Genomic DNA, 20946 nt, shown 5'->3' on the forward strand with positions numbered 1-20946 from the left:
AAAAATGGGCGAATGGAGGACGAGCATCAGGACCGGAGGCGGTAGCGCAGGGCGGCGAGTTCCGCACGGAGGGCGGCCGGGACCCGGCTGCCGAAGGTGTCGAAGAAGGACTCGGTGAGGTCGCACTCGACGAGCCAGGACTCGCGATCGACGGCGAACAGGGCGTCGAGGTCGGCGTCCGGCACGTCGATGCCGTCGAGGTTCAGCTCGTCGAGGACGGGCAACCGGCCGATCGCCGACTCCCGTGCATCGACCTCGTGCTCGAGCCGCCGCACGATCCACTCGATGACCCGCGAGTTCTCGCCGAAGCCAGGCCACAGGAAGGAGCCGTCGGCGTCCTTCCGGAACCAGTTGACCTGGAAGATCCGCGGCGCCTTGCCGTGCTCGAGTGCACCGCCCACCCGGAGCCAGTGACTCCAGTAGTCCGCCATGTTGTAGCCGCAGAACGGGAGCATCGCGAAGGGGTCGCGACGGAGTTCCCCGACCGTGCCCTCGGCGGCGGCGGTCTGCTCGGACGAGATCGTCGCCCCCATGAACACGCCGTGCTCCCAGCTGCTGGCCTCGACCACGAGCGGGACGTTCGTGGCACGACGCCCGCCGAAGAGGATCGCGTCGAGCGGGACGCCGTCGGCCGCGTCCCAGTCGTCGGCGATCGACGGGCACTGTGCGGCCGCGACGGTGAACCGCGAGTTCGGGTGGGCCGCCGGGCGCCCCGACTCGGGCGTCCAGTCCTGCCCCTGCCAGTCGAGGAGGTGGGCGGGCGGCTCGGAGGTCAGCCCCTCCCACCAGACGTCTCCGTCGTCGCGGAGCGCGACGTTGGTGAAGATCGTGTTGCCCCACAGGGTGTCGACGGCCGTCGCGTTCGTGCCGGCGCCCGTGCCGGGTGCGACCCCGAAGAAGCCGGCCTCCGGGTTGATGGCGTACAGCCGGCCGTCGTCGCCGGGCCGGATCCACGCGATGTCGTCGCCGAGCGTCTCGACCGTCCACCCGGGGATCGTCGGCCGCAGCATCGCGAGATTGGTCTTGCCGCAGGCCGAGGGGAACGCCGCGGCGATGTGGAACGCCCGGCCCTCCGGCGAGACGATCCGGACCAGCAGCATGTGCTCGGCCAACCAGCCCTCGTCGCGGCCGATGACCGAGGCGATCCGCAGCGCGAAACACTTCTTCGCGAGGAGTGCGTTGCCGCCGTAGCCGGACCCGAAGGACCACACTTCGCGCGTCTCCGGGAACTGGACGATGTACTTGGTGTCGTTGCACGGCCAGACCACGTCGGCCTGCCCCGCTTCGAGCGGAGCGCCGACCGAATGGACGGTCCGGACCCACGGCTGTCCGTCGGCGATGAGCTCGAGGACGCGGTCGCCCATCCGCGTCATGATGCCCATGCTGAGGACCGCGTACGCCGAGTCGGTGATCTGCACGCCGAGCTGCGAGAGCGGCCCGCCGACCGCGCCCATCGAGAACGGTACGACGTACATCGTGCGACCGCGCATGCTGCCGGCGAAGACCCCGTGCAGTTCGTCGCGCATCACCGCGGGATCCCGCCAGTTGTTCGTCGGGCCGGCGTCCTCCTCCTGCTCGGAGCAGATGAAGGTGCGGTCCTCGACGCGCGCGACGTCGCGCGGATCGCTGCGGGCGAGGAAACTGTTCGGCCGCCACTCCGGGTTGAGCTTGATCAGCTTCCCCTCCTCGACGAGCTGGTGGGTGAGCCGGTGCGACTCGCTCGCCGAGCCGTCGACCCAGTGGATCGCGGACGGCTCCAAGAGGGCCGCCAGGTCGTCGACCCAGGCGTGCAGCTCGGCGAGGCCGCTCCGCTCCGGGCGCGGCACCGCGCGGAGCTCCGCGCGCGCGGCGGGAGCGGGTGCGGTGTCGGGAATCAGTTCTGCGATGGACATGCGTTCCTCCGGCGTTGGTGGGACGGTCAAGAAGTGGTCGTAGAGCCACCATGCGCCCGTTTCGGTCGATCTTCACGGTATTTAACCCTTCAAGAATGGCTGTTCTTTCGATACGGTGAAGGAATGACGCCGACCCCCGCATCGACCGCCGCCGCCGAACTGCTCACGCTCGGCCATCGGATCCGGCACTTCCGGACCCGGCGAGGCCTCACCCTCGACGACCTCGGCGAACGGGTCGGGCTGGCGGCGAGCCAGCTCTCCCTCATCGAGAACGGGAAGCGCGAGCCGAAGCTGTCGGTCCTGCAGGAGCTGACGACCGCGCTCGGGGTCGACCTGACCGACCTCCTTTCGAAGGAGGCTCCGAACCCCCGCGCAGCGCTGGAGATCGAGCTGGACCGCCTCCAGCGCAGTGCCCTCTACAGCGAGTTGACCCTGCCGATCGTCAAGCCGTCGAAGGGCATCCCCGACGAGGCCCTCCGCGCACTCGTGGGCCTGCACCGCGAACTGCAGCGGCACGCGAGCGAGGCGATCGCGACCCCGGAGGAGGCGCGGCGGGCCAACACCGAGTTGCGCGAGTGGATGCGGGAGCGCGACAACCACCTGCCCGAGATCGAGGAACTCGCGGAGTCGCGCGTGCTGCGCGCCGGGCACAGTACCGGCGCCCTCACCCACCGCACGGTGAGCATCATGGCGGAACAGCTCGGCTTCGACCTCATCTACGTCAACGACCTGCCGCACTCCGCCCGCAGCGTCACCGATCTCGAGAACGGGCGTATCTACCTGCCGCCGGCCTCGATCCCCGGCGGACACGGCCTGCGATCCATGGCCCTGCAGGCGATGGCGCACCGCCTGCTCGGGCACCAGCGTCCGACGAGCTACGCGGAGTTCCTCCGGCAACGGCTCGAGATCAACTACTTCGCGGCGGCGGCGCTCATGCCGCAGACGGCCGCCGTCTCGTTCCTGCAGCAGGCCAAGCGCGACCGCAACCTGGCCGTCGAGGACTTCCGCGACGCCTTCGGGGTCACCCATGAGGCCGCGGCGCTGCGCCTGACCAACCTGGCGACCGCCCGGCTCGACATGCGCCTGCACTTCCTGCGGGTCTCCGAGGACGGGGCGATCTCGAAGGCCTATGAGAACGATGCGCTGCCGCTGCCCGTCGACGTGACGGGGGCGGTGGAGGGCCAGATCGTGTGCCGGAAGTGGAGCGCGCGGAACGCCTTCGCACGGACGAACCGCACCACGGAGCTCTACCAGTACACCGACACCCCGGCCGGTACCTTCTGGTGCGCGACGCAGACCGGCACGACCGAGGCCGGGGAGTTCTCGATCTCGGTCGGCGTGCCCTGGGGCGAGGCGAAGTGGTTCCGCGGACGGGAGACCACGACGCGTGCGGTCTCCACCTGCCCGGACCCGACCTGCTGCCGTCGACCACCGTCGGACCTCGCCGACAAGTGGCGGGAGCAGGCCTGGCCGAGCGCCCGGTTGCACACCCACATCCTCTCCCCGCTGCCGAGCGGCACCTTCCCGGGCGTCGACGACTCCGAGGTCTACGACTTCCTCGAGCGTCACGCGGCGGGCTGATCGCCGGGGGCGGCGACGTCGCGTGTTCCCGGGGCGCTGCAGAACGCCCAGGCCGGGAGGTGCCTCTGGCGGATCAGCGACCCGACGGTCGCCGCCAGCGGGTGGTCCAGCTCCTCGTCGACCAGCTCGGCGAGGAAGGCGGCCGCGCGCGTGCTCTGACCGAGCGCCCACGACAGCCAGGCGAGCATGGCGAGGGGCGCGACGCGTGCCGACTCCGACGCTCTCGCCGCGACGCCGAGGAGCAGGCTGCTCGCGGCCCGGATGCGCTGGACGTCGGGATGCGGTCCGTCGCCGACCAGCAGGTGGGCGACCCGGTGGAACACCTCCGGGTCGTCCGTCCCGACCGGCAGATGCCCGTACGCGCGTTCGGCGTCGTCGAGTTCCTGGCCCAGCTCGCGCCCGAACGCCCACTGCATGAGTGCGAGATCGCTCGCCCACGGGCGTGACAGGCTCAGCAACAGGAAGGCCACCTCCCGGGCGGTCATCGCCTCGACGCCGCGGGCGAGCGCGTCCTCGAAGACCGTGGGAAGGCCGTCGAGTCGTTCCACGGCGTCTCCGACGTCGATCCGCCAGGTCGTGCGGGCGCGATCGGCGGCCGCGTCGAGCATGGAGGCCAGTCGAGCGCAGAGCACCCGGTACTCGAGGTCGACGGCTGCGAACGTCGCCACGTCCACCGACGGGACCTCGGTCGTGACGAGTTCCCAGGGGAGCGGTGGGACCGGCGGGACCTCCGCCGAGGCCACGATCGCCGGCGACCGCCCTCCGGCGGGGAGTCCAGGGTCGAGGTAGGAGCCCCAGCCGTCGGCGGCCGAGCAGAGCGCGTCTTTGACCGTGAACCCCTGCGCGCTCGCCAGCTCGAGGACGGCGTCGGCGATGGTCTTGCCCGGCGGCTCCGCCCCGGCTCCGAACACGTCGTCGGTGTAGACCACGGGCACGATGGCGTCGACGCCCGGGGCCCGGCAGGCGAACCCGAGGGCGCGCTCCGCGGCGGCGTCCGCCACCTGTCGGTCGAGGTCCGTTCCGGCCGGCAGGTGCACCTGGAGTGCACCGCGGCTGTGACGGCCCGCGAACAGGACGACGACGAGACTCGATCTCGGAGTGCTTCCGACGAGTCCGGGGATGAGGGCGAGGAGGTCTTCGGCCGCGTTGGCCTGCACGATGTGGGTCATGGAGCCAGCCTCCGTCGAACCCGGGTCCGACTGTCCGGCAGGCGTCACGGATGTGGAGCGGATGCGGTCGCCACCGCACTGTGCAGCGCGGTCGCCGCGGAGTAGAGTGTGCTCGTCAGACTCCGCAGCACGGGGGTCGTTGCTCGAAAAAAGGGCGATAGCGCGGCCAGCACCGGCGAGACACACACGGAATCCCATCCGTCCACGTTCTCGAAGGTCTCCCATGTCCGAACACGCTTCGTCGACCGTTCCCACGTCGATCCGCTCCTCCACCGTCTCCGCCCGGGTGGCACAGGCACTCAGCCGCCATGTCTCCGAGGTGTTCGGCGTCATGGGCAACGGCAACGCGCATCTCCTCGACGCCCTCGCCGCGACCACGACCCGCTTCACCGCCATGCGCCACGAGGCCGGGGGCGTCGCCGCGGCCGACGCCTACGCCCGCGCGGGCGGCGGTCTCGCTGCCGCCACCGCGACCTACGGAGCCGGATTCACCAACACCCTGACGCCCCTCGCGGAGGCGGTGATGGCCCAGATCCCGCTGATCCTCGTCGTGGGTGACGCCCCGACCACCGGCGCCCGCCCCTGGGACGTCGACCAGTTCCAGATCGCCGCCGGGCTCGGTGCACCGACCTTCACCGTCGGTCGTGACGACGCCACCGCGATCACGCTCCGCGCCATCGAGCACGCCGTCCACCGCCGGACCGCGGTCGTGCTCGCGATCCCCTACGACCTCGCCGCCGTGGCGTCCGACGAGCCGCTGCGGGCGGACGGGACACCGCACCACCCGGCGCTCGTCCGGCCGTCCCGCGTGGAGCCCGTCGCGCGGCGCCTGGACACCGCCGCCGCCGCTCTGCGCAGCGCACACCGTCCGCTCATCCTCGCGGGGCGCGGAGCCTGGCTGGCCGACGCCGGACCCGTCCTCGGCGAGCTCGCCGAGCGGCTCGACGCCCACACCGCGACCACGGCGCTCGGACGCGGGCTCTTCGGTTCCAGCCCCCGTGATCTCGGGGTGGCCGGCGGCTTCGCGACGGAGCACGCCGCGAGGCGCATCGCCGAAGCGGACGTCGTGCTCGTCGTCGGCGCCGGCCTCAACCAGTTCACGATGCGGTTCGGCGAGGCCTTCTCCCCCGATGCGCACATCATCCAGGTCGACCTCGCCGACGCCCCGACGAACGCCAGGGTCGACGAGCTCATCCACGGTGACGCGGCCCTCGCAGCCGCAGGTCTCCTGGAACGGCTCGCTGACGGCGCGGGGTCCGGATGGGTCGCGTCGGACGGTACCGCCCGCCCCGCACCGCACCTCGACCGCGACCTGGGCGGCGGTTCGAGCGGCGACGGACGGTGCGCCGACGGGCGCCTCGACCCACGAAGCCTCGCGCACCGACTGGACGAGCTGCTCCCGGCCGACCGAACGGTCGTGCAGGACGGCGGCCACTTCATCGGCTGGGCGCCGATGTACTTCGACATCCCCTCGCCCGACCGCCTCATCATGGTCGGGACGGCGTACCAGTCGATCGGACTCGGGTTCCCGAGCGCCGTCGGTGCTGCCGCGGCCGGGCACACGGGCACCACCGTCCTCTGCACGGGCGACGGCGGCGGCCTCATGGCGCTCCCCGACCTCGACACCGTCATCCGCACGGTGCCGAGCGGCGTGATCGTGGTCTTCAACGACGCCGCCTACGGAGCCGAGGTCCACCAGTACGGCTCGCGTGGACTCGACCAGACCCCGATGCTCATCGACGAGGTCGACTTCGCCGCCCTCGCGCGGGCCTTGGGGGCCAGGGCGTGACGATCGACACGCTCGCGGACCTCGACGGACTCACCGACTGGGTCCACGCCGGGGCGCAGGGCGTCCTCCTGCTCGACTGCCGCATCTCCACGAGCGTCGTCGCCCCGTACCTCTCCGAGATGATGCAGCAGGGACCACGGCCGGTCGCCGTCGACTGAGCCTGCGCGGCGCCACCGCGGGTATCGTTGACGGGTGCTTCCTCAGCCTGCCCCGACCGCACCCACCTACGTCATGTCGACGGACGGCATCCGGATCGCGACGTACCTCCACGAGCCGGCTCCGGGCTCAGGCGACCTCGGCACGATCGTCGCGGTGCACGGCTTCGCCTCGAGCGCCGGACTCAACTGGGACCTCGCCGGGTGGACACGCACGCTGACGCGCGCCGGGTACCGCCTGCTGACCCTCGACCAACGCGGTCATGGAGCCTCGGACAAACCGACGGATCCGACCGCATACCGACTCGACATCCTCGTCGACGACGTCCTGTCCGTCCTCGACGGCTACGGCGTCGACGAGCCGCACTATCTCGGGTACTCGCTGGGTTCCCGGGTGGGTTGGCGGTTGGGTGTCCGGCACCCCGACCGCGTGCGCTCCCTCAGCCTCGGCGGTCTCCCCGAGGGCGACTCGCTCCGCGACTTCGACCTGGAGGCGGCCCGTCACCACGTGAGGACCGGCACGACGATCACCCACGCCCTCACCGACACGTACGTGACGATGGCCGAGGGCGTCCAGGGCAACGACGTCGAGGCGCTCATCGCCCTGGTGGACGGCCTCCGCGGAGGACCGCAGCCGAGCACGGCCGAGGTGCCGCCGCTGCCGATGCTGCTCGTGACCGGAGACGACGACGCGGTCGCCGCCGGGAGTCGGCGGCTCGCCGAAGCCGCCGGCGCCCGGTACGTGGGGCTGCCCGGCCGCGAGCATTTCAACGCGGTCTCGTCGCGGGCGTTCAAGGACGCCGTGCTGGCGTTCCTCGCCGAGCAGGGGTAGCCGGTCGCGTCCGCCTCGGTCAGGCCGCGTGCCGGTGCTCGACCCGACCCTTCGCGAGCTTCGACGGCCACCAGATGGCGCTCCCGATGTCGTGGCTGAGGGCTGGGACGAGCAGCGTTCGGACGATGATCGTGTCGAGGAGGACCCCGAACGCCACGATGAAGGCGATCTGCGCGAGGAACAGGATCGGGATGACGCCCAGCGCCGCGAACGTGGCCGCGAGCACGAGTCCGGCCGAGGTGATCACGCCACCCGTGATCGCCAGCCCCCGCAGCACGCCGGCCCTCGTTCCGACCCGCAGCGACTCCTCGCGGACCCTCGTCATGAGGAAGATGTTGTAGTCGATCCCGAGCGCCACGAGGAAGACGAAGCCGTAGAGCGGCACACTCGGGTCCGCGCCCGGGAATCCGAGCACGTGGTTGAACACGAGCGCGGAGACCCCGAGGGCCGCCCCGAAGGACACCACCACGCTGAGGATCAGCAGGACCGGGGCGAGCACCGAGCGGAGCAGCAGCATGAGGATGAGGAGGATGACGGCGAGCACCACGGGGATGATGAGGTTCCGGTCGTGGATGGACGCGTCGTTCGAGTCGATGGCGGTCGCCGTGACGCCGCCGACCGGTGTGTGGGTGCCGACCTCGGCGTCGAGGGTCGAGCGCAGCTGTCGAACGCTCTCCTCCGCCGTCGTCGAGTCCGGTGCCGCGTCGAGCGTCGCCTGGAGCAGGATGCGGCCGTCGTCGACCGTCGGTTCGGCGGATGCCACCGGGGTCCCCGGGGGTCCCGCGGCGGGAGCCGTGAACACCGCCTCCCCGTCGCTCACCGTCGCATCCGCGGTGCCGGTCGCTGAGTCGCTCGACAGCACCTGGACGCTGTCGAGACCGTCCGTCTCCTCGAGGATGCCGATGACCTGCGCGGCATCACCCTCCTGCGTGAGGACGTACACGGGGCTCGCCGAGCCGGCCGGGAAGTGCTCACCGAGGGCGGCCTGACCGTCACGGGCCTCGGACGTGCCGAGGATGAGGTCGCTCTGGGCGACACCGTCCGCCTTGAGCTGGAAGACCCCGAGGCTCGCGACCAGGAGGAGCAGGGTGCTCCCGATCCAGACGACGCGGGCGTGGCGGGAGATGAGGCGGGCGATCCCACCCCACAGACCGGTGGTCGGCACGGCGGTGTCATCGGTCGACGAGGCGCGCACGCGGTGCTCGCTCCCGACCTTCGGGCGCAGCGGCCAGAACGAGGTGCGACCGCAGGCCAGCAGGAGCGCGGGCAGGAAGGTGAGCGCCGCGAGGACCGAGAAGACGATCCCGATCGAGGCGACCGGCCCGAGCGCCTTGTTCGAGTTCAGGTCGCTGAGCAGCAGGCAGAGCAGTCCGGCGATGACGGTGCCGCCCGACGCGACGATCGGCTCGAACGATCCTCGGAGCGCAGCCCACGTCGCGTCCCACCGCCGCTCGTGGTCGCGGAGCGCCTCCCGGTACCGCGAGACGTAGAGCAGCGAGTAGTCGGTCGCCGCACCGATCACGAGGATGAAGAGGATGCCCTGGACCTGGCCGTTCAGCAGGACGACACCGGCCTTCGCGAGCCACCACACGGTGAGGAGTGCGGTGCAGAGGGCGAACAGCGAGGTGCCGAGCACGAGGAACGGGAGGACCGGCGAGCGGTACACGACGATGAGGATGAGGAAGACGGCGCCGAGCGCGGTCAGGAGGAGGATGCCGTCGATGCCGGCGAAGGCGTCGGTGAGGTCGGCGGTGAACCCTGCCGGGCCGGTGACGAAGACGTCGAGGCCGGCCGGGGCGGCTTCGGCGAGCTGCGCACGGAGGGCCTCGACGACGTCGCCGACCTCCGCGTCGCCGCTGATCGGGACGAAGACCTCGACCGCGTCGCCGTCCTCGGAGGGGATGGCCGGAGAGACGCCGTCGGCGACGCCCTCGGTGGAGGACAGGGCTGAGCGCTCGTCGTCGATCGCCGCCCGGTCCTCGTCGGTGATCCCGCCGTCGCGGACGAACAGCACGAGGGCCGGGATGTCGTCACCCTCCCGGAAGCCGTCGAGTGCCGTCTGGACCTCAGTCGCGTCCGCACTCGCGGGGAGGAAGCTCGTCTGGTCGTTGGTCGCGACCTCGCTCACCTTCCCGAAGTACGGACCGCCGACGCCGGCGGCCGTGAGCCAGAGGAGGATGAGGACCGCGGGGAGCAGGACCCGCAGCCACCGCGGCGCACCCGCACGGTCCCGCTGCTGCGTCCGGGTGTCCGCGTCCGCCTGCGTTCCGCCGTGTCGTCCGTGCGTCATGCGCGCGCCCCGTTCTCGCCCTGCTCCGAATAATATGCAGCTAGCTTACTATCTACGACGGGCGGCCGGGGACGGGGTTCAGGCGGGGACGACGACTCCCCCGGCTTCGGTGATCTCGGCGAGCGCCGCATCCCCGGCGGCCCGGTCGACGGGCGCGACGAGACCTGCGAGGACGCGGACCTGCAGGCCGTGCTCGATGGCGTCGAGCGCACTCCGGCGGACGCAGTAGTCGGTCGCGAGACCCACGACGTCGACCTCCGTGATGCCGGCATCCGTGAGGACCTCGTCGAGGCTCAGCCCCTCGGGCGTCACGCCCTCGAAGATCGAGTATCCGTGGGCGCCCTGGCCCTTGCGGATGTGGGTGTCGACGCTCTTGGTGTCGAGCGCGTGGTGGTACTCCGCACCCTCGCTCCCCGCGACGCAGTGCACCGGCCAGTTCGTCTCGTAGTCGGGCTCGCCCGTCGCGAAGTGACCGCCGTTGTCGCCCTCGGCGTCATGCCAGTCGCGTGAGGCGAACACGTGCGCGTACTCGTCCCCGTGCTCGGCCAACAGCTGCGTGACCCCCGCGGCGACGGCCTCGCCGCCGTTCACGCCGAGCGCACCGCCCTCGGTGAAGTCGTTCTGTACGTCGATGATGAAGAGCGCGCGCGCCACGATGCCTCCGGGTTGTCGTCGTCCCGCCTCGGTGGAGATGGGTTCCATCGAGGGTAACGCCGGGGAACCGGCCGGGTCAGGTGGTTGCGCCGTCGTGGTTCAGAGCCGACGTGCGCGCTCCTTGCGACGGTCGAAGAACTGGAGACCGATGTTCACACCCATGACGACGGTGCCGAGGAGCATGGACACGAGCCCGGCGATCCGGAACCCGACCGGCAGCTCCAGGAGCAGCGCGAAGACGACCCCGAGCACGATGAGCGCGGCACCCACGGAGAACAACACCAGATACTTCATGCCCCCAACGGTACCGGCTGAGCGGCGGCCCCGGGACGGGACCGCGACCTAGGCTGGAGCCATGACCCGTCTCCCCCGTCGCGCGCACCTGCTCATCGCGGCGGGCACCGCCCTCCTGCTCGCGGTCACCGCCGCCGGCTGCTCCGCCTTCCCGAGCGGTATGCGCTCCGGCGCCGAGTCGACCCCGTCGGCAGACGGCTTCCCCACGGACGTCGTCTTCGACTACCAGCTCGGTGGCGGCTACGAGCCGGCGGCCGGCGTGGGCGGCGTCGCGCGCGACAGCACCGACTCCCCCGACCCCGACCGGTACTCCATCTGCTACGTCAACGGGTTCCAGAGCCAGCCGGCCGATCGCGAGGCCTGGCTGGCCGAGCCGGACCTCGTCCTCACCGACGACGCCGGTGAACCGGTCATCGACGAGAACTGGCCCGACGAACTCATCTTCGACCTCTCCACCGACGACCGTCGCGCGCGCATCGCCGAGCGGGTCGGTGCGAGCATCACCCGCTGCGCTGAGGCCGGCTTCGACGCCGTCGAGATCGACAACCTCGACTCGTACACCCGGTCGGACGGTCGACTCACCGTGGGGGACGCGATCGCCCTCGCCACCCGGTACGCCGACCTCGCCCACGACGCGAGCCTCCTCATCGGGCAGAAGAACGCCGCCGAGCTGGGTACGCGAGGCCGGGACGACGTCGGGTTCGACTTCGCCGTCGCGGAGGAGTGCCATCGCTTCAACGAGTGCGCCACCTACTCCGAGGTGTACGGAGACGCCGTGCTGGACATCGAGTACACCGACGACCTGCGCGGCACCTTCGACGAGGTGTGCGCCGATCCGCAGGTCCCGTTCTCCACGATCCTGCGCGACCGCGACCTCCGGACGGCCGACAACCCCGCCCACGTCTTCGACGCCTGCGCTCGGTAGGCAGCGGCAGGAGATCCGGTCCGGGGCAGGAGGTTCCACGGCGACGCGTCCTGTTGCGGGGTGGACCCCCGGCGCCCAGGCATCTCCAGCAGGTGTCGGTAGCGTGGAGGCATGATCCGGACCCACGACGCATGAACCTGGAGCAATTGGAGGCGGTCGTCGCGGTCGTCGACTACGGCTCGTACGCCGCAGCGGCCGACGTCCTCCGGATCTCGCAGCCCTCGCTCACGAGACGCATCCAACGCTGCGAGACCGACCTCGGGCTCGCGCTCTTCACCCGGGTCGGCCGGCGCATGCAGGTCACCGATGCCGGACGGTCCGTGCTCGGTCCGGCGAGGCGGATGCTGCAGGAGGCGAACGGGCTCCGCGCGCTCGCCGACGCCCAGCAGGCGCTCACCGCCGGCACGCTCCGGATCGGCGCGCTCCCCTCGCTCGTCGCGACCCACGTCCCGGAACTCGTCGCCCGGTTCCACGCCGCGCACCCCGACGTCCGCATCGAGGTCACGGGCGCCGTCGACTCCGCCGAACTGCTCGAAGCCGTCGACCTCGGGCGCATCGACCTCGGCGTGGCCGATGTGGCCACCGCCGGCCCCGGCGTCGAGGTGCGGCTCCTGGAGGAACAGCGGTTCGCGATCGTCCTCCCCGGCCTGAGGACCGTCGCCGAGCGCGAGGCCGAGCACGTGCCGCCGACCATCACCGGCGACGAGCTGGCTGCGCACACCCTGGTGACCCTGCCGCGCGGGACGTCGATGCGCGCCGTGACCGACGAGGCCTACGCCCGCTTCGGCGTGCAGCCACCGCGGGTCATCGTGACCACCCAGCGCGACGCGCTCACGCGGTTCGCGACCGCCGGCGTCGGACTGACCGTGGTCCCCGAGCGGCTCGCCGACTGGGCGGCGGCGAACGGCGCCCGGGTCCGCCGGTTCCCGACACCGGTCACGAGGAGCATCGGCCTGCTCGTGCGCCACGACAGCGTCGGGACACCCGCCGTGAGTGCCTTCCTCCGATTGGCAGAGCTCGTCCCAGCCGGGGATTGACGACGCCCTGCGTCAGCCGCAGAGGTCCGCGGCGGCGTTGCGGGACTCGACCTCGACGGGCGCGGGCGCGGCAGGCGGGGTCAGTGCGGCGAAGTCGTCGCCGATGACGAGCACGACGTCCTCATCGTCCGGCCCCGGTTCGCCGCTCACGACGACCGTGATCCCCAGCTCCTGGGCGAGGGAGGCGGCCGTCGCCCGAGCCGCGTCCGAGTCGCGCGCGAGCAGGACCGTGACCGGGGTGTCCGTCTCCGCGTCGCCGATCGACGCGACGGTGTAACCGAGGGCGGTCAATCGATCGGCCGTCGCCGTCGCGACCCCGTTCGTCTGCGAGCCGTTGAGGACGCTGACCGCCTCGACCCGCACCGGTTCGACGGGGGCGACCGGCTCGGCGGGGGACGCATCACCGGTTCCCGCGATCGGCACCGGGACATCGGTGGCGAGGCTCGAGAAGACGATCGCGGCGTCATCGCTCGGGACGACCCGGTTGGCGTCCGACGGCGCCTCGGTCCAGGGCATCGTCAGGAAGGTGATGGCCGACGCCGGCACCTGCGCGACCCGGTGGGCGAGCGAGGTCAGGCTCGCGAGGTCGCCGAGCGCGGTGTCGACGGTGAGCGAGGAGGTGACCGCGTCCAGGAAGCGGATGAGCCGGTCCGGCCGGGTGAGCACCTCGGCACTCAGCGCCCGCTGCACGATCGCGGACATCACCATCTGCTGGTTGCCGAGGCGCGAGATGTCGCTGCCGTCACCCACCGCGTGCCGGGTGCGGGCGAGCGCGAGCGCCTGCGTCCCGTCGATGACCTGCGCTCCGGCGGGCAGCGCGAGGTTCGAATAGGGGTCCTCCATGTCCGCCGGCAGACACACCGCCAGCCCGTCCATGCCGTTGACGATCGTCTGGAAGCCGCTGAAGTCGAGCTCGACGAAGTGGTCGATCGGCACACCGGTCATCGCCTGCACCGCGGCGACCGAGCAGGCGGCACCGGAGTTCAACGCCGCGTTGACCATGCCGTAGTCGTCGGGCGTCCCCCGCCCGGTGTCCGTGCACATCGACAGGTCGGTCAGCGTGTCACGCGGGATCTGCATCGCGTCGATCCGGGTGTTGCCCTCGGAGACGTGCACGAGCACCATCGCGTCACTGCGCTTGGTGCCGGTGTCCTCTCCGTAGTCGCCGACCGCGAGGTCACGACTGTCGGAGCCGAGGAGGAGGACGTTGATCGCCGGGTCCGGTGCGCCCGGCGGCGCGGGCTCGGTCGACCGTCCGGTCGGGGCGGCGATGGCCTCGGAGCTGAGGTTGCCCTGCAGCCGCAGTGCGAGCGCACCGACACCCCCGAGGAGCGCGAGCACGAGGCCGCCTGCGATGCCGACGATGAGGCGCCGACGGCGGACCCGCGCGCTCACCCCACCGCCGTGACGGCGAGCGTGAGCGGCACGTGGACGGACGGGTGCCTCGGGGAGATCGGGTCTGCGCATCGTCCCAGTGCACCAAGCGTCGAAGCGGCGGACAAGCAGCCTGCCCGGTGCGACTCATACGCGGCGCGCATGCGTCGGAGATCAGCTCACGGGCGAGGCGACCTGCGAGCCACGCAGCCCGGGCACCGCACGCTTACCGAACTGGCCGGTGACGACCAGGATGAGCGTCGTCGCTGCGAGGAGGATCCAGCCCGGCCAGCCGAGCAGGGTGCCGAACACACTGCCGGTGTCCTGCATCGACGTCGGGCTGGCGAACAGCAGCAGTGCCCCGACGGCGGCGTTCACCGCGCCGTGGGCGATCACCGCCGGCCAGACCGAGGCCGAGCGGAGCCGCAACCAGCCGATGAGGACGCCGAGCAGCATGCACCAGCCCAGCATCAGGAGCAGGCCGAGGACGTCGGTCCGCTGGTAGTTGTAGCCGAGGAGGATGAGCGGTGCGTGCCACACGCCCCAGATCGCCCCGGACAGCAGGAGGGCAGGCCAGGTGCCGAGCGGCAGGAGGTTCGGCAGCAACCAGCCGCGCCAGCCGAGTTCCTCCCCGAACGCGGACAGCGATGCCACCAGGACGCCGAAGGGCAGGGTGAGGAGCTGGACGAGGGCGACCGTGGTGAGCTCGTCCCGCCCGAGCTCGCCGGCGCCCGAGGCGGTCATGATGGCGGCGAGACCGGACAGGCCGACGAGGTCGAGCTCGATGAGGCCCATGGCCTGCCCGAGCAGCATGGAGCAGAACGCGAGGACGGGGAACCCGACGAGCGCCGCCGCGCAGAGCCCGAGGGTCCGGCCGAGCGGACGCAGGGGCGCGAGTCCGAGCAGCCGCGGGATGCTCCTCGGCCGGGCGACGAACAGCACCACGACGAGCGCGGCGACGGTCGGGGTGTACATCATGCCGAGGGCGATGAGCTGGAACCACGGGTTCGCGAGCCCCTCACCCGACAGCCACAGCGGTGCGGCGACGAGCCAGGCGAGGCCGACGGCGAGCACGGTGAAGACCGTGACGGCGACCCACGGGACGCTGGTGGGCAGGATCGGGGCCAGCTCGCGGTTGCGCCGGCGCTGGCGGTCCGCCTCCGACTCCGGCTGCTGCGCGAGCACGGCCCGCCCGGCGGCACCGATCACCGGAGCCGCGGCCGGTGCTGGTACCGGCGATCCGTCGGCGAGTGGCGTCCGGATCGGCCCTGGCGCGGGCTGTCCGATCGGCGCCCAGCCGCCCTCGGTCGGTGTGTCGTCCGGTCGCTGCATGTGATCCCCCGTGGTCGCGAACAGCTTCCTACGCTACGGAGCGACGGCGCGCGGCGCATCCACCGCCCGGGGGATCACGCGGTGAGGTGACAGCCGCAGGACTCCCGCAGGAGGAGCCCGACGGGGACGACGGTGCTGCGCTCGTGCTCGCCGTCCGCGTCACCGAAGCGGGCGAGCGCCCGGGTGGCGGCCAAGCGGCCCAGTCGTGCCGGGTCCTGTTCGATGACACTGACCGCCGGATCGAGCTGGTCGGCCATCGGGAAGTCACCGAAGCCGAGCGAGGCGATCCCCCGCGAGCGCAGCGCGGGGACGAGCGCCATCGTCACACGCGCGTTCGCCGAGAACAGGGCCGTCGGCGGAGAGGCGAGGGCGAGGAGACCGTCCACGACGGCGGCGGCCGGTTCGCGGTCCGTCGCGTCGAGGCTGACGAGGGCGTCGTCGACATCGATCCCGCTCTCGGCGAGCGCCGAACGGTAGCCCTCGAGTCGGCGACGGGTGCTCGGCGGGTGTGCCGAGTCGGCGATGAAGGCGACGCGGGTGTGCCCGTGCTCGAGCAGGTGCCTCGTCGCGAGGTAGGCGCCGCGGTGGTCGTCCTCGACGAAGCTGTCGGCGTCGAGCCCACCGGGGGCGCGGTCGACGAACACGATGGGGGTGTGCTCGGCCCACGGCGCGAGCCACGACTGGTCCTCCGCGACGGGCGCGAGGACGAGCCCCATGAGCTGTGAGCGGAGCAGCGAGTCGAGCACGGCACGCTCGCGCGCCGGGTCGTCGCCGATGCTCGTGACGAGGGTGGTGATGCCCGAGACCGAGCAGACCTCCTCGACGGCGCGGACGACCGCGGCGAAGAAGGGGTCGACGACGTCCGGGACCGCGACGCCCACGGAGGAGGACCGCCCGGCGCGGAAGGTGCGCGCCAGGACGTTCGGGACGTAGTTCAGCTCCCGCATGGCCGATTCGACCCGCGACCGCGTCTCCGGGAGCACGTGCGGGTCGTCGTTGAACACGCGGGAGACCGTCTTCGAGCTCACGCCGGCGAGGGACGCCACGTCCTGCATCGTGGCCATGGCTGCTCCTCGGGTGGTTCCACCTGCGTGGCGTGGTCGGATCGGGCTGGTTCGCGGGCGGCGACCGAGGACGCCGCCCGCGATCCGTCAGCGACCGGCGAGCGCGGTCTCGATGACCTGCTCGAGCTCACGGAGGCGAGGCAGTGCACGGTTCGTGAGCAGTTCCTCACGCTTCGCCGACGAGATCGAAAGGCTATCCTTCCACAGCGAACGACCGGCCATCGCGCCGCCGGCACCGTTCTCGACCGCGGTGCGGACCTGGCCGACGAAGGTCTCGTGGTCGACGCCGGCGGACAGCACGGCCCACGGCACACCGGCGGCGGCCTCGGTCACGGCTGCGGCTGCCTCGGCGGAGCCCGGGTACTGGAGCTTCAGGACCTTGGAACCGGCGGCGACGGAGATCTCCGCGGCACCGCGCACGAGCTCGGGGAAGATCTCGGCGTAGGCCTCGTCGCTCTCACCGTCGAGCTGGTAGACGAGGATCTCGACGATGAGCAGCACGCCCTCGGCGGTGCACTCCTCCACGAGGCGGGCGATCTCGTCGATGACGACCTGCTCGGCCTCGCGCTGGTCGGAGCGCAGGTAGAAGAGCATCTTGGCGGCGTCGCCACCGAGTTCGCGGACCCGGCGGGCGTCCATGCCGGGGACGTACTTCGTCCGGCGCAGACCGTTCTCGGTGTCGAAGCCCGAGGAGTCCATGCCGACGACGAGGCCGGTCGTGCGGGAGAGGGTGCGCTCGTCGACGACGAGCGGGAGGGCGACCTCCGGGTCGAGGAGGATGGCCGGCGCGTGGTTGCCGAGGAACCGGACGAGGTCGCTCTTGGCCTCGGCGAGTTCGTCACGGCTGATGCCGGCCGCGCCGTTCGGGGCGTCGGTCATGACGGCCTTCATGCCATTGCGCTGGTCGCCGGCGACGATGAGCATGCCGCCGCCCGGGGTGCTGATCGTGGCCATGGCGCGGCGTTCGAGCGTCGTCAGCTCGTTGGTCCTGGTGGCTACTGCGTTCATGAGGTGCTCCTTGTGCTTCGGATGGGGTCTGATCCCGGCAGCGGTCGCGCCGGGGAGGATCGGTCTGGGTCGTCGGGTGGTCGGTCGGTCAGGGATGTGATCGGGAGGTGGCTGGTTCGAGGAGGGCCCCGGCGAAGACGGCTGCGCCGTATGCCGTGTCCTGGGACCGGTGCGACACCTGCACGCCGGGCAGGACGGCCGCTCGGGCGCGTTGCACGGACCGCATGCCGGCCCAGCCGCCGGTGAGCAGCGCCGAGGTGGCCGGGGCGACCTCGCGGTCCATCGCCGCGATGAGCACGGCGAGTTCGTCGTTGCCGTGCCGGAGCACCGCTTCGAAGAGCTCGGCAGGTCCCGCGCCGTCGGCACGGACCGTGAGCTTGAGGACGCCGTCGTCGTTCCGGGCGCCCGCGACCGAGACGTCGCCGTCGCCGAGCAGCCCGCCCGCCGGGAGCGCCATGACCTCGTCGTCCAGGCGGTCGCGCCCTGCGCGGTCGGTCACCCCGACGAGCTGGAGGGTGCGACGCATCAGCAGGCCGGTCTTGACGCCGGCGACGAGCACCCAGGTACCCGGCACGACGTGACGGACGCAGTTGATGAACACCTCGGCGAGGCGCGCCCGGGCGGCGAACGGGAGTGGTTCGTCGAGGCGTCGCAGCAGGACCTCGGCCGTGCCCATCGAGACGTGGTACCGCTCGGCGGGGAACGAGCCGGTGGAGACGGCCGACACGAGGTGGTCGTGGCCGGCGACGGTCAGGGCCGCACCGGAGAAGACCGGCGGCACCCACGGGCCGCTCGCGGAGCCGAGCGGGGCACCGGCGTCGGTGAACGGCGGGAGGAAGGACGCGTCGACGCCGAGGTGGTCGAGCAGTTCGGGCCACGGCTCCCCCGTGTCCTGATCGAGCAGGCCGGTGCGCGACGAGAGCGAGTACTCGGCGGCCTCCTCGCCGCCGAGGGCCGCGACGAGGTACTCCGGCAGGTTGAGCCAGCGCGTTCCGGCGAGGTCGAGTCCGGCGTCGCGGAGGTGGAGGAGCTTGATGACCGAGACCTGCACGCCGAGCGGCAGGCCGGTCCGACCGGCGAACTGCTCGGCGATCTCGGCCGGGAGGGCCGCGAGCTGTTCGGCGCCGCGCGGATCGAACCAGGCGATGGCGGGCGCGACGGGCCGGCCGACGGCGTCGAGGACGATCCCGGACTCCCCCATGCCGGAGACGGCGAGCGCCCGGACCCGCGCGGCCGGCCCGAACCGGTCGACGAGTTCCGCACCGACGTGGTCGAGGAGCTCCCGGACGGTGGCGATGAGGGACGCCGCCTCCATCACGGTCGTGCCGCCTGGACCGGCGAGCCACGGGGTGGGCAGCTGGTGGATGAGGACTTCGGCGCCGTCGGCGTCGGTCACGAGGATCTTGACGCCGGTGCTGCCGAGGTCGAGGCCGGCGACGAGTCGATCCGAGGCCACGGAGGCGACGGCGGTCGAGTCGAGGTTCGCAGCAGGGTGCACGGCGGTGTCCGTTCAGGTTCCGACGTCCGTGTCGGCTTCCGACGATGACTCTATGTCATCGATGTCATGGCGAGCATACCTCGTTCATGTCATCGATGACATACCCCAGTGTGAATTCTTCGGAAACCGGGTACCGGATGGTGGCGAAGGCCGGCGGGCTCAGTCGCCGAAGTCGTCCACCGCCGGCTCGAACACGATCTCGAGGTCGACTTCGAACGACTCCCCGGGCTCCAGCATCCGACCGGCCTTCCCGCGATCCGGACCGGCGGCGTGACTCGGCCAGCAGGTGCCGGGTTCGATACCGAGGGCGTACGACCCCGCGGCCGTGCTCCGCCACACCGTGAGGAACGGCAACTGCTCCGGCCGGAACCGGACCGTGACCGTGCCGGCCTCGCCCGACAGGGTCGCGAGGGACCAGCCGTCGGGCCCGGCGACCGCGTCGAGGGCGTCGACCTGCTCGTCGGCCGCCGGCTCGGGCTCGCCGATCACCCGCCGCCAGCCACCGGCGTCCGGGCGTTCGGACCCCGCCCCGCCGGGGACGTCGGCCTCAGCCGCCACGACGGCACCGCCGTGCAGCACCGGCCAGCCGAGGTTCACGTGGTAGAGCAGGCGCACCGGCTCGGCGACGAACCCCTCGTTCCGGACGACGTCGTGCAGACGGATCCGCGCGACGCCGACCTCGGCTCGGATGCTGCGGGTCACCGTGAGGTTCTGCTGGAAGACGGCGCCCTCGCGGAGCAGGCCGTCGACGAGGAGCTCGTACCTGCCCGCCGCGGTCCATCGCCCCTCGCGGCGGGTCAGGGTCGCCGGGATGCGATGCGCCCGACCGTGCATCCCGCCGTCCGCCTCCGCGGCCACACCGACCGCGGTGAGCCCGCAGGTCGTCAGCAGACCGCCCTGCCAGCGACGGGCCCAGCTCTCGGCCTGCGGAACGGTCGTCGGCGCGACAAAGGACACGACTTCGCCGTTCCAGGAGGCCTCGCCGAGGTCGAGGAACTGGTCGACCTCGACCGTGACCTCGAGTCCGCCGAGGTGGCGCAGTTCGACCTGGCGCCGGCCCGTCGACGGCCCGTCGTCGACGCGGACCGCACGCGGAGCCCACGCCCGCTCGACGGCACCGGATCGGGCTTCGACGAAGCGTCGACGCCGGGCGCCCCACACGGCGTCGCGGTCGGCCTGGTCGTCGGGCGTCTGTTCGGGCGGCGTCGTCGTCATGGCGGGTCCTCGGGTCGGTGTGGTCGGGTCGAACGATTCGGCGGGTGGGGCCGGCTCAGAGGGCGGTGTAGCCGCCGTCAATGACGAGGCTCTGGCCCGTGAGGTACGAGGAGGCGTCGGACGCGAGCAGCAGGACGAGCCCGTGGAGGTCCTCCGGCTGCCCCATCCGGCCCGCCGGGATGTCCGCGGTCCACTCGGCGGCGAGGTCGGGGTTCGCCTCGGTGAACTCGCGGGTCATGTCCGAGAGGAAGTACCCGGGGGCGATCGCGTTGACCCGGACGCCGGAGGGTGCCCACTCGACCGCGAGTGACGACGCGAGGTGACTGACCGCCGCCTTCGAGGCGTTGTACGAAGCCTGGAACTGCGGCTGGTTCACGATGAACGCCGACATCGACGAGATGAAGACCGCTGAGGCGGGCCGACCCGCCGCGATGGCACGACGGGCGAAGGACTGCGCGGCGAAGAAGGTGCCGTCGAGGTTCACGGCGAGCACCTTCCGCCAGGTGTCCGCCGGGACGTCGACGCTGTCGCCCCAGATGGTGATGCCCGCCGCGGTCACGAGCAGCGACGGCGCGCCGAGCGCGGCCTCGGCAGCGGCGAAGGCGGCCTCGACGGCGGTGGCGTCGGTGACGTCGACCGGGTGCGCCGAGGTGCGGACGCCGTACTCGGACGCCAACCGCTCGGCCGACTCGTGGACGGTCGGCAGGAGGTCGAGCAGCGCCACCTGGACGCCCTGCGCGGCGAGCGCCGTGGCGATCGAGTAGCCGAGCCCGCGGGCCCCGCCGGTGATGACGGCCGTGCGGCCGTGGAGGTCAGAGAACATGTGCGGTCCTTCGA

Annotated in this window: 18 protein-coding genes; 6 read left to right on the forward strand and 12 right to left on the reverse strand. The window is 71.9% G+C overall.

Annotated elements, in window-relative coordinates; translation table 11 throughout:
• Nucleotides 1-26: 26 nt before the first annotated feature.
• Nucleotides 27-1892, reverse strand: coding sequence for a phosphoenolpyruvate carboxykinase (GTP) (locus FGL15_RS02510; RefSeq protein ID WP_138944820.1), 1866 nt, complete (start codon nucleotides 1890-1892; stop codon nucleotides 27-29).
• A 123-nt stretch (nucleotides 1893-2015) separates the two neighbouring features.
• Between FGL15_RS02510 and FGL15_RS02515 the strand changes: the two genes are divergently transcribed.
• Nucleotides 2016-3473, forward strand: coding sequence for a helix-turn-helix transcriptional regulator (locus FGL15_RS02515; protein WP_138944821.1), 1458 nt, complete (start codon nucleotides 2016-2018; stop codon nucleotides 3471-3473).
• Here the strand turns inward: FGL15_RS02515 and FGL15_RS02520 are convergent.
• Nucleotides 3458-4642, reverse strand: coding sequence for a DUF4192 family protein (locus FGL15_RS02520; RefSeq protein ID WP_168223283.1), 1185 nt, complete (start codon nucleotides 4640-4642; stop codon nucleotides 3458-3460). The genes FGL15_RS02515 and FGL15_RS02520 overlap by 16 nt on opposite strands.
• A gap of 223 nt (nucleotides 4643-4865) precedes the next feature.
• Between FGL15_RS02520 and FGL15_RS02525 the strand changes: the two genes are divergently transcribed.
• Genes FGL15_RS02525 through FGL15_RS02530 form a run of 3 tightly spaced genes read left to right on the forward strand, consistent with a single transcriptional unit; the run spans nucleotide 4866 to nucleotide 7418 of the window.
• Nucleotides 4866-6431, forward strand: coding sequence for a thiamine pyrophosphate-binding protein (locus FGL15_RS02525; RefSeq protein ID WP_370282003.1), 1566 nt, complete (start codon nucleotides 4866-4868; stop codon nucleotides 6429-6431).
• The gene (locus tag FGL15_RS21400; protein ID WP_370282005.1) at nucleotides 6428-6589 is read left to right on the forward strand and encodes a hypothetical protein; all 162 of its coding nucleotides are present in this window, start codon (nucleotides 6428-6430) and stop codon (nucleotides 6587-6589) included. Before FGL15_RS02525 ends, FGL15_RS21400 begins: the two co-directional genes overlap by 4 nt.
• A gap of 34 nt (nucleotides 6590-6623) precedes the next feature.
• A complete protein-coding gene (locus tag FGL15_RS02530) occupies nucleotides 6624-7418 on the forward strand; it encodes an alpha/beta fold hydrolase (protein WP_240773740.1) in 795 nt (264 codons plus the stop codon).
• 19 nt (nucleotides 7419-7437) lie between these two features.
• Here FGL15_RS02530 and FGL15_RS02535 read toward each other — a convergent pair whose 3' ends face one another.
• The 3 genes from FGL15_RS02535 to FGL15_RS02545 all read right to left on the reverse strand — a co-directional run bounded on the left by FGL15_RS02535 (nucleotide 7438) and on the right by FGL15_RS02545 (nucleotide 10656).
• Nucleotides 7438-9708, reverse strand: coding sequence for an efflux RND transporter permease subunit (locus FGL15_RS02535; RefSeq protein WP_138944823.1), 2271 nt, complete (start codon nucleotides 9706-9708; stop codon nucleotides 7438-7440).
• Nucleotides 9709-9786: 78 nt separating this feature from the next.
• Entirely contained in the window at nucleotides 9787-10362 is a 576-nt protein-coding gene (locus tag FGL15_RS02540) for an isochorismatase family protein (protein ID WP_138947173.1), read from the reverse strand.
• Between the two features lie 99 nt (nucleotides 10363-10461).
• Entirely contained in the window at nucleotides 10462-10656 is a 195-nt protein-coding gene (locus FGL15_RS02545) for a hypothetical protein (protein WP_138944824.1), read from the reverse strand.
• A gap of 61 nt (nucleotides 10657-10717) precedes the next feature.
• Here FGL15_RS02545 and FGL15_RS02550 point away from each other — a divergent pair, with 61 nt between their 5' ends.
• Both FGL15_RS02550 and FGL15_RS02555 read left to right on the forward strand, forming a co-directional pair.
• The gene (locus FGL15_RS02550; RefSeq protein ID WP_138944825.1) at nucleotides 10718-11581 is read left to right on the forward strand and encodes an endo alpha-1,4 polygalactosaminidase; all 864 of its coding nucleotides are present in this window, start codon (nucleotides 10718-10720) and stop codon (nucleotides 11579-11581) included.
• Between the two features lie 131 nt (nucleotides 11582-11712).
• The gene (locus FGL15_RS02555; protein WP_138944826.1) at nucleotides 11713-12618 is read left to right on the forward strand and encodes a LysR family transcriptional regulator; all 906 of its coding nucleotides are present in this window, start codon (nucleotides 11713-11715) and stop codon (nucleotides 12616-12618) included.
• Between the two features lie 12 nt (nucleotides 12619-12630).
• Here the strand turns inward: FGL15_RS02555 and FGL15_RS02560 are convergent, their stop codons facing one another.
• The 7 genes from FGL15_RS02560 to FGL15_RS02590 all read right to left on the reverse strand — a co-directional run bounded on the left by FGL15_RS02560 (nucleotide 12631) and on the right by FGL15_RS02590 (nucleotide 20932).
• Nucleotides 12631-14085: an LCP family protein gene (locus FGL15_RS02560; protein ID WP_138944827.1), complete on the reverse strand. Its 1455-nt coding sequence runs from the start codon at nucleotides 14083-14085 to the stop codon at nucleotides 12631-12633.
• 81 nt (nucleotides 14086-14166) lie between these two features.
• Entirely contained in the window at nucleotides 14167-15324 is a 1158-nt protein-coding gene (locus tag FGL15_RS02565) for a CPBP family intramembrane glutamic endopeptidase (RefSeq protein WP_138944828.1), read from the reverse strand.
• Nucleotides 15325-15398: 74 nt separating this feature from the next.
• A complete protein-coding gene (locus FGL15_RS02570; protein ID WP_138944829.1) occupies nucleotides 15399-16388 on the reverse strand; it encodes a LacI family DNA-binding transcriptional regulator in 990 nt (329 codons plus the stop codon).
• A gap of 87 nt (nucleotides 16389-16475) precedes the next feature.
• A complete protein-coding gene (locus tag FGL15_RS02575; RefSeq protein WP_197479028.1) occupies nucleotides 16476-17396 on the reverse strand; it encodes a hypothetical protein in 921 nt (306 codons plus the stop codon).
• 88 nt (nucleotides 17397-17484) lie between these two features.
• Nucleotides 17485-18894, reverse strand: a complete 1410-nt coding sequence (locus FGL15_RS02580; protein ID WP_205858670.1) for an L-fuculokinase — start codon at nucleotides 18892-18894, stop codon at nucleotides 17485-17487.
• A 159-nt stretch (nucleotides 18895-19053) separates the two neighbouring features.
• Nucleotides 19054-20109 (reverse strand): DUF4432 family protein, encoded by a 1056-nt coding sequence (locus tag FGL15_RS02585; protein ID WP_138944830.1) that lies wholly within the window; start codon nucleotides 20107-20109, stop codon nucleotides 19054-19056.
• A 55-nt stretch (nucleotides 20110-20164) separates the two neighbouring features.
• Nucleotides 20165-20932: an SDR family oxidoreductase gene (locus tag FGL15_RS02590; RefSeq protein WP_138944831.1), complete on the reverse strand. Its 768-nt coding sequence runs from the start codon at nucleotides 20930-20932 to the stop codon at nucleotides 20165-20167.
• Between the last annotated feature and the right edge of the window lie 14 nt (nucleotides 20933-20946).

Origin of the sequence: Plantibacter sp. M259, assembly GCF_006065115.1 — a bacterium.
Lineage (GTDB): Bacteria > Actinomycetota > Actinomycetes > Actinomycetales > Microbacteriaceae > Plantibacter > Plantibacter auratus.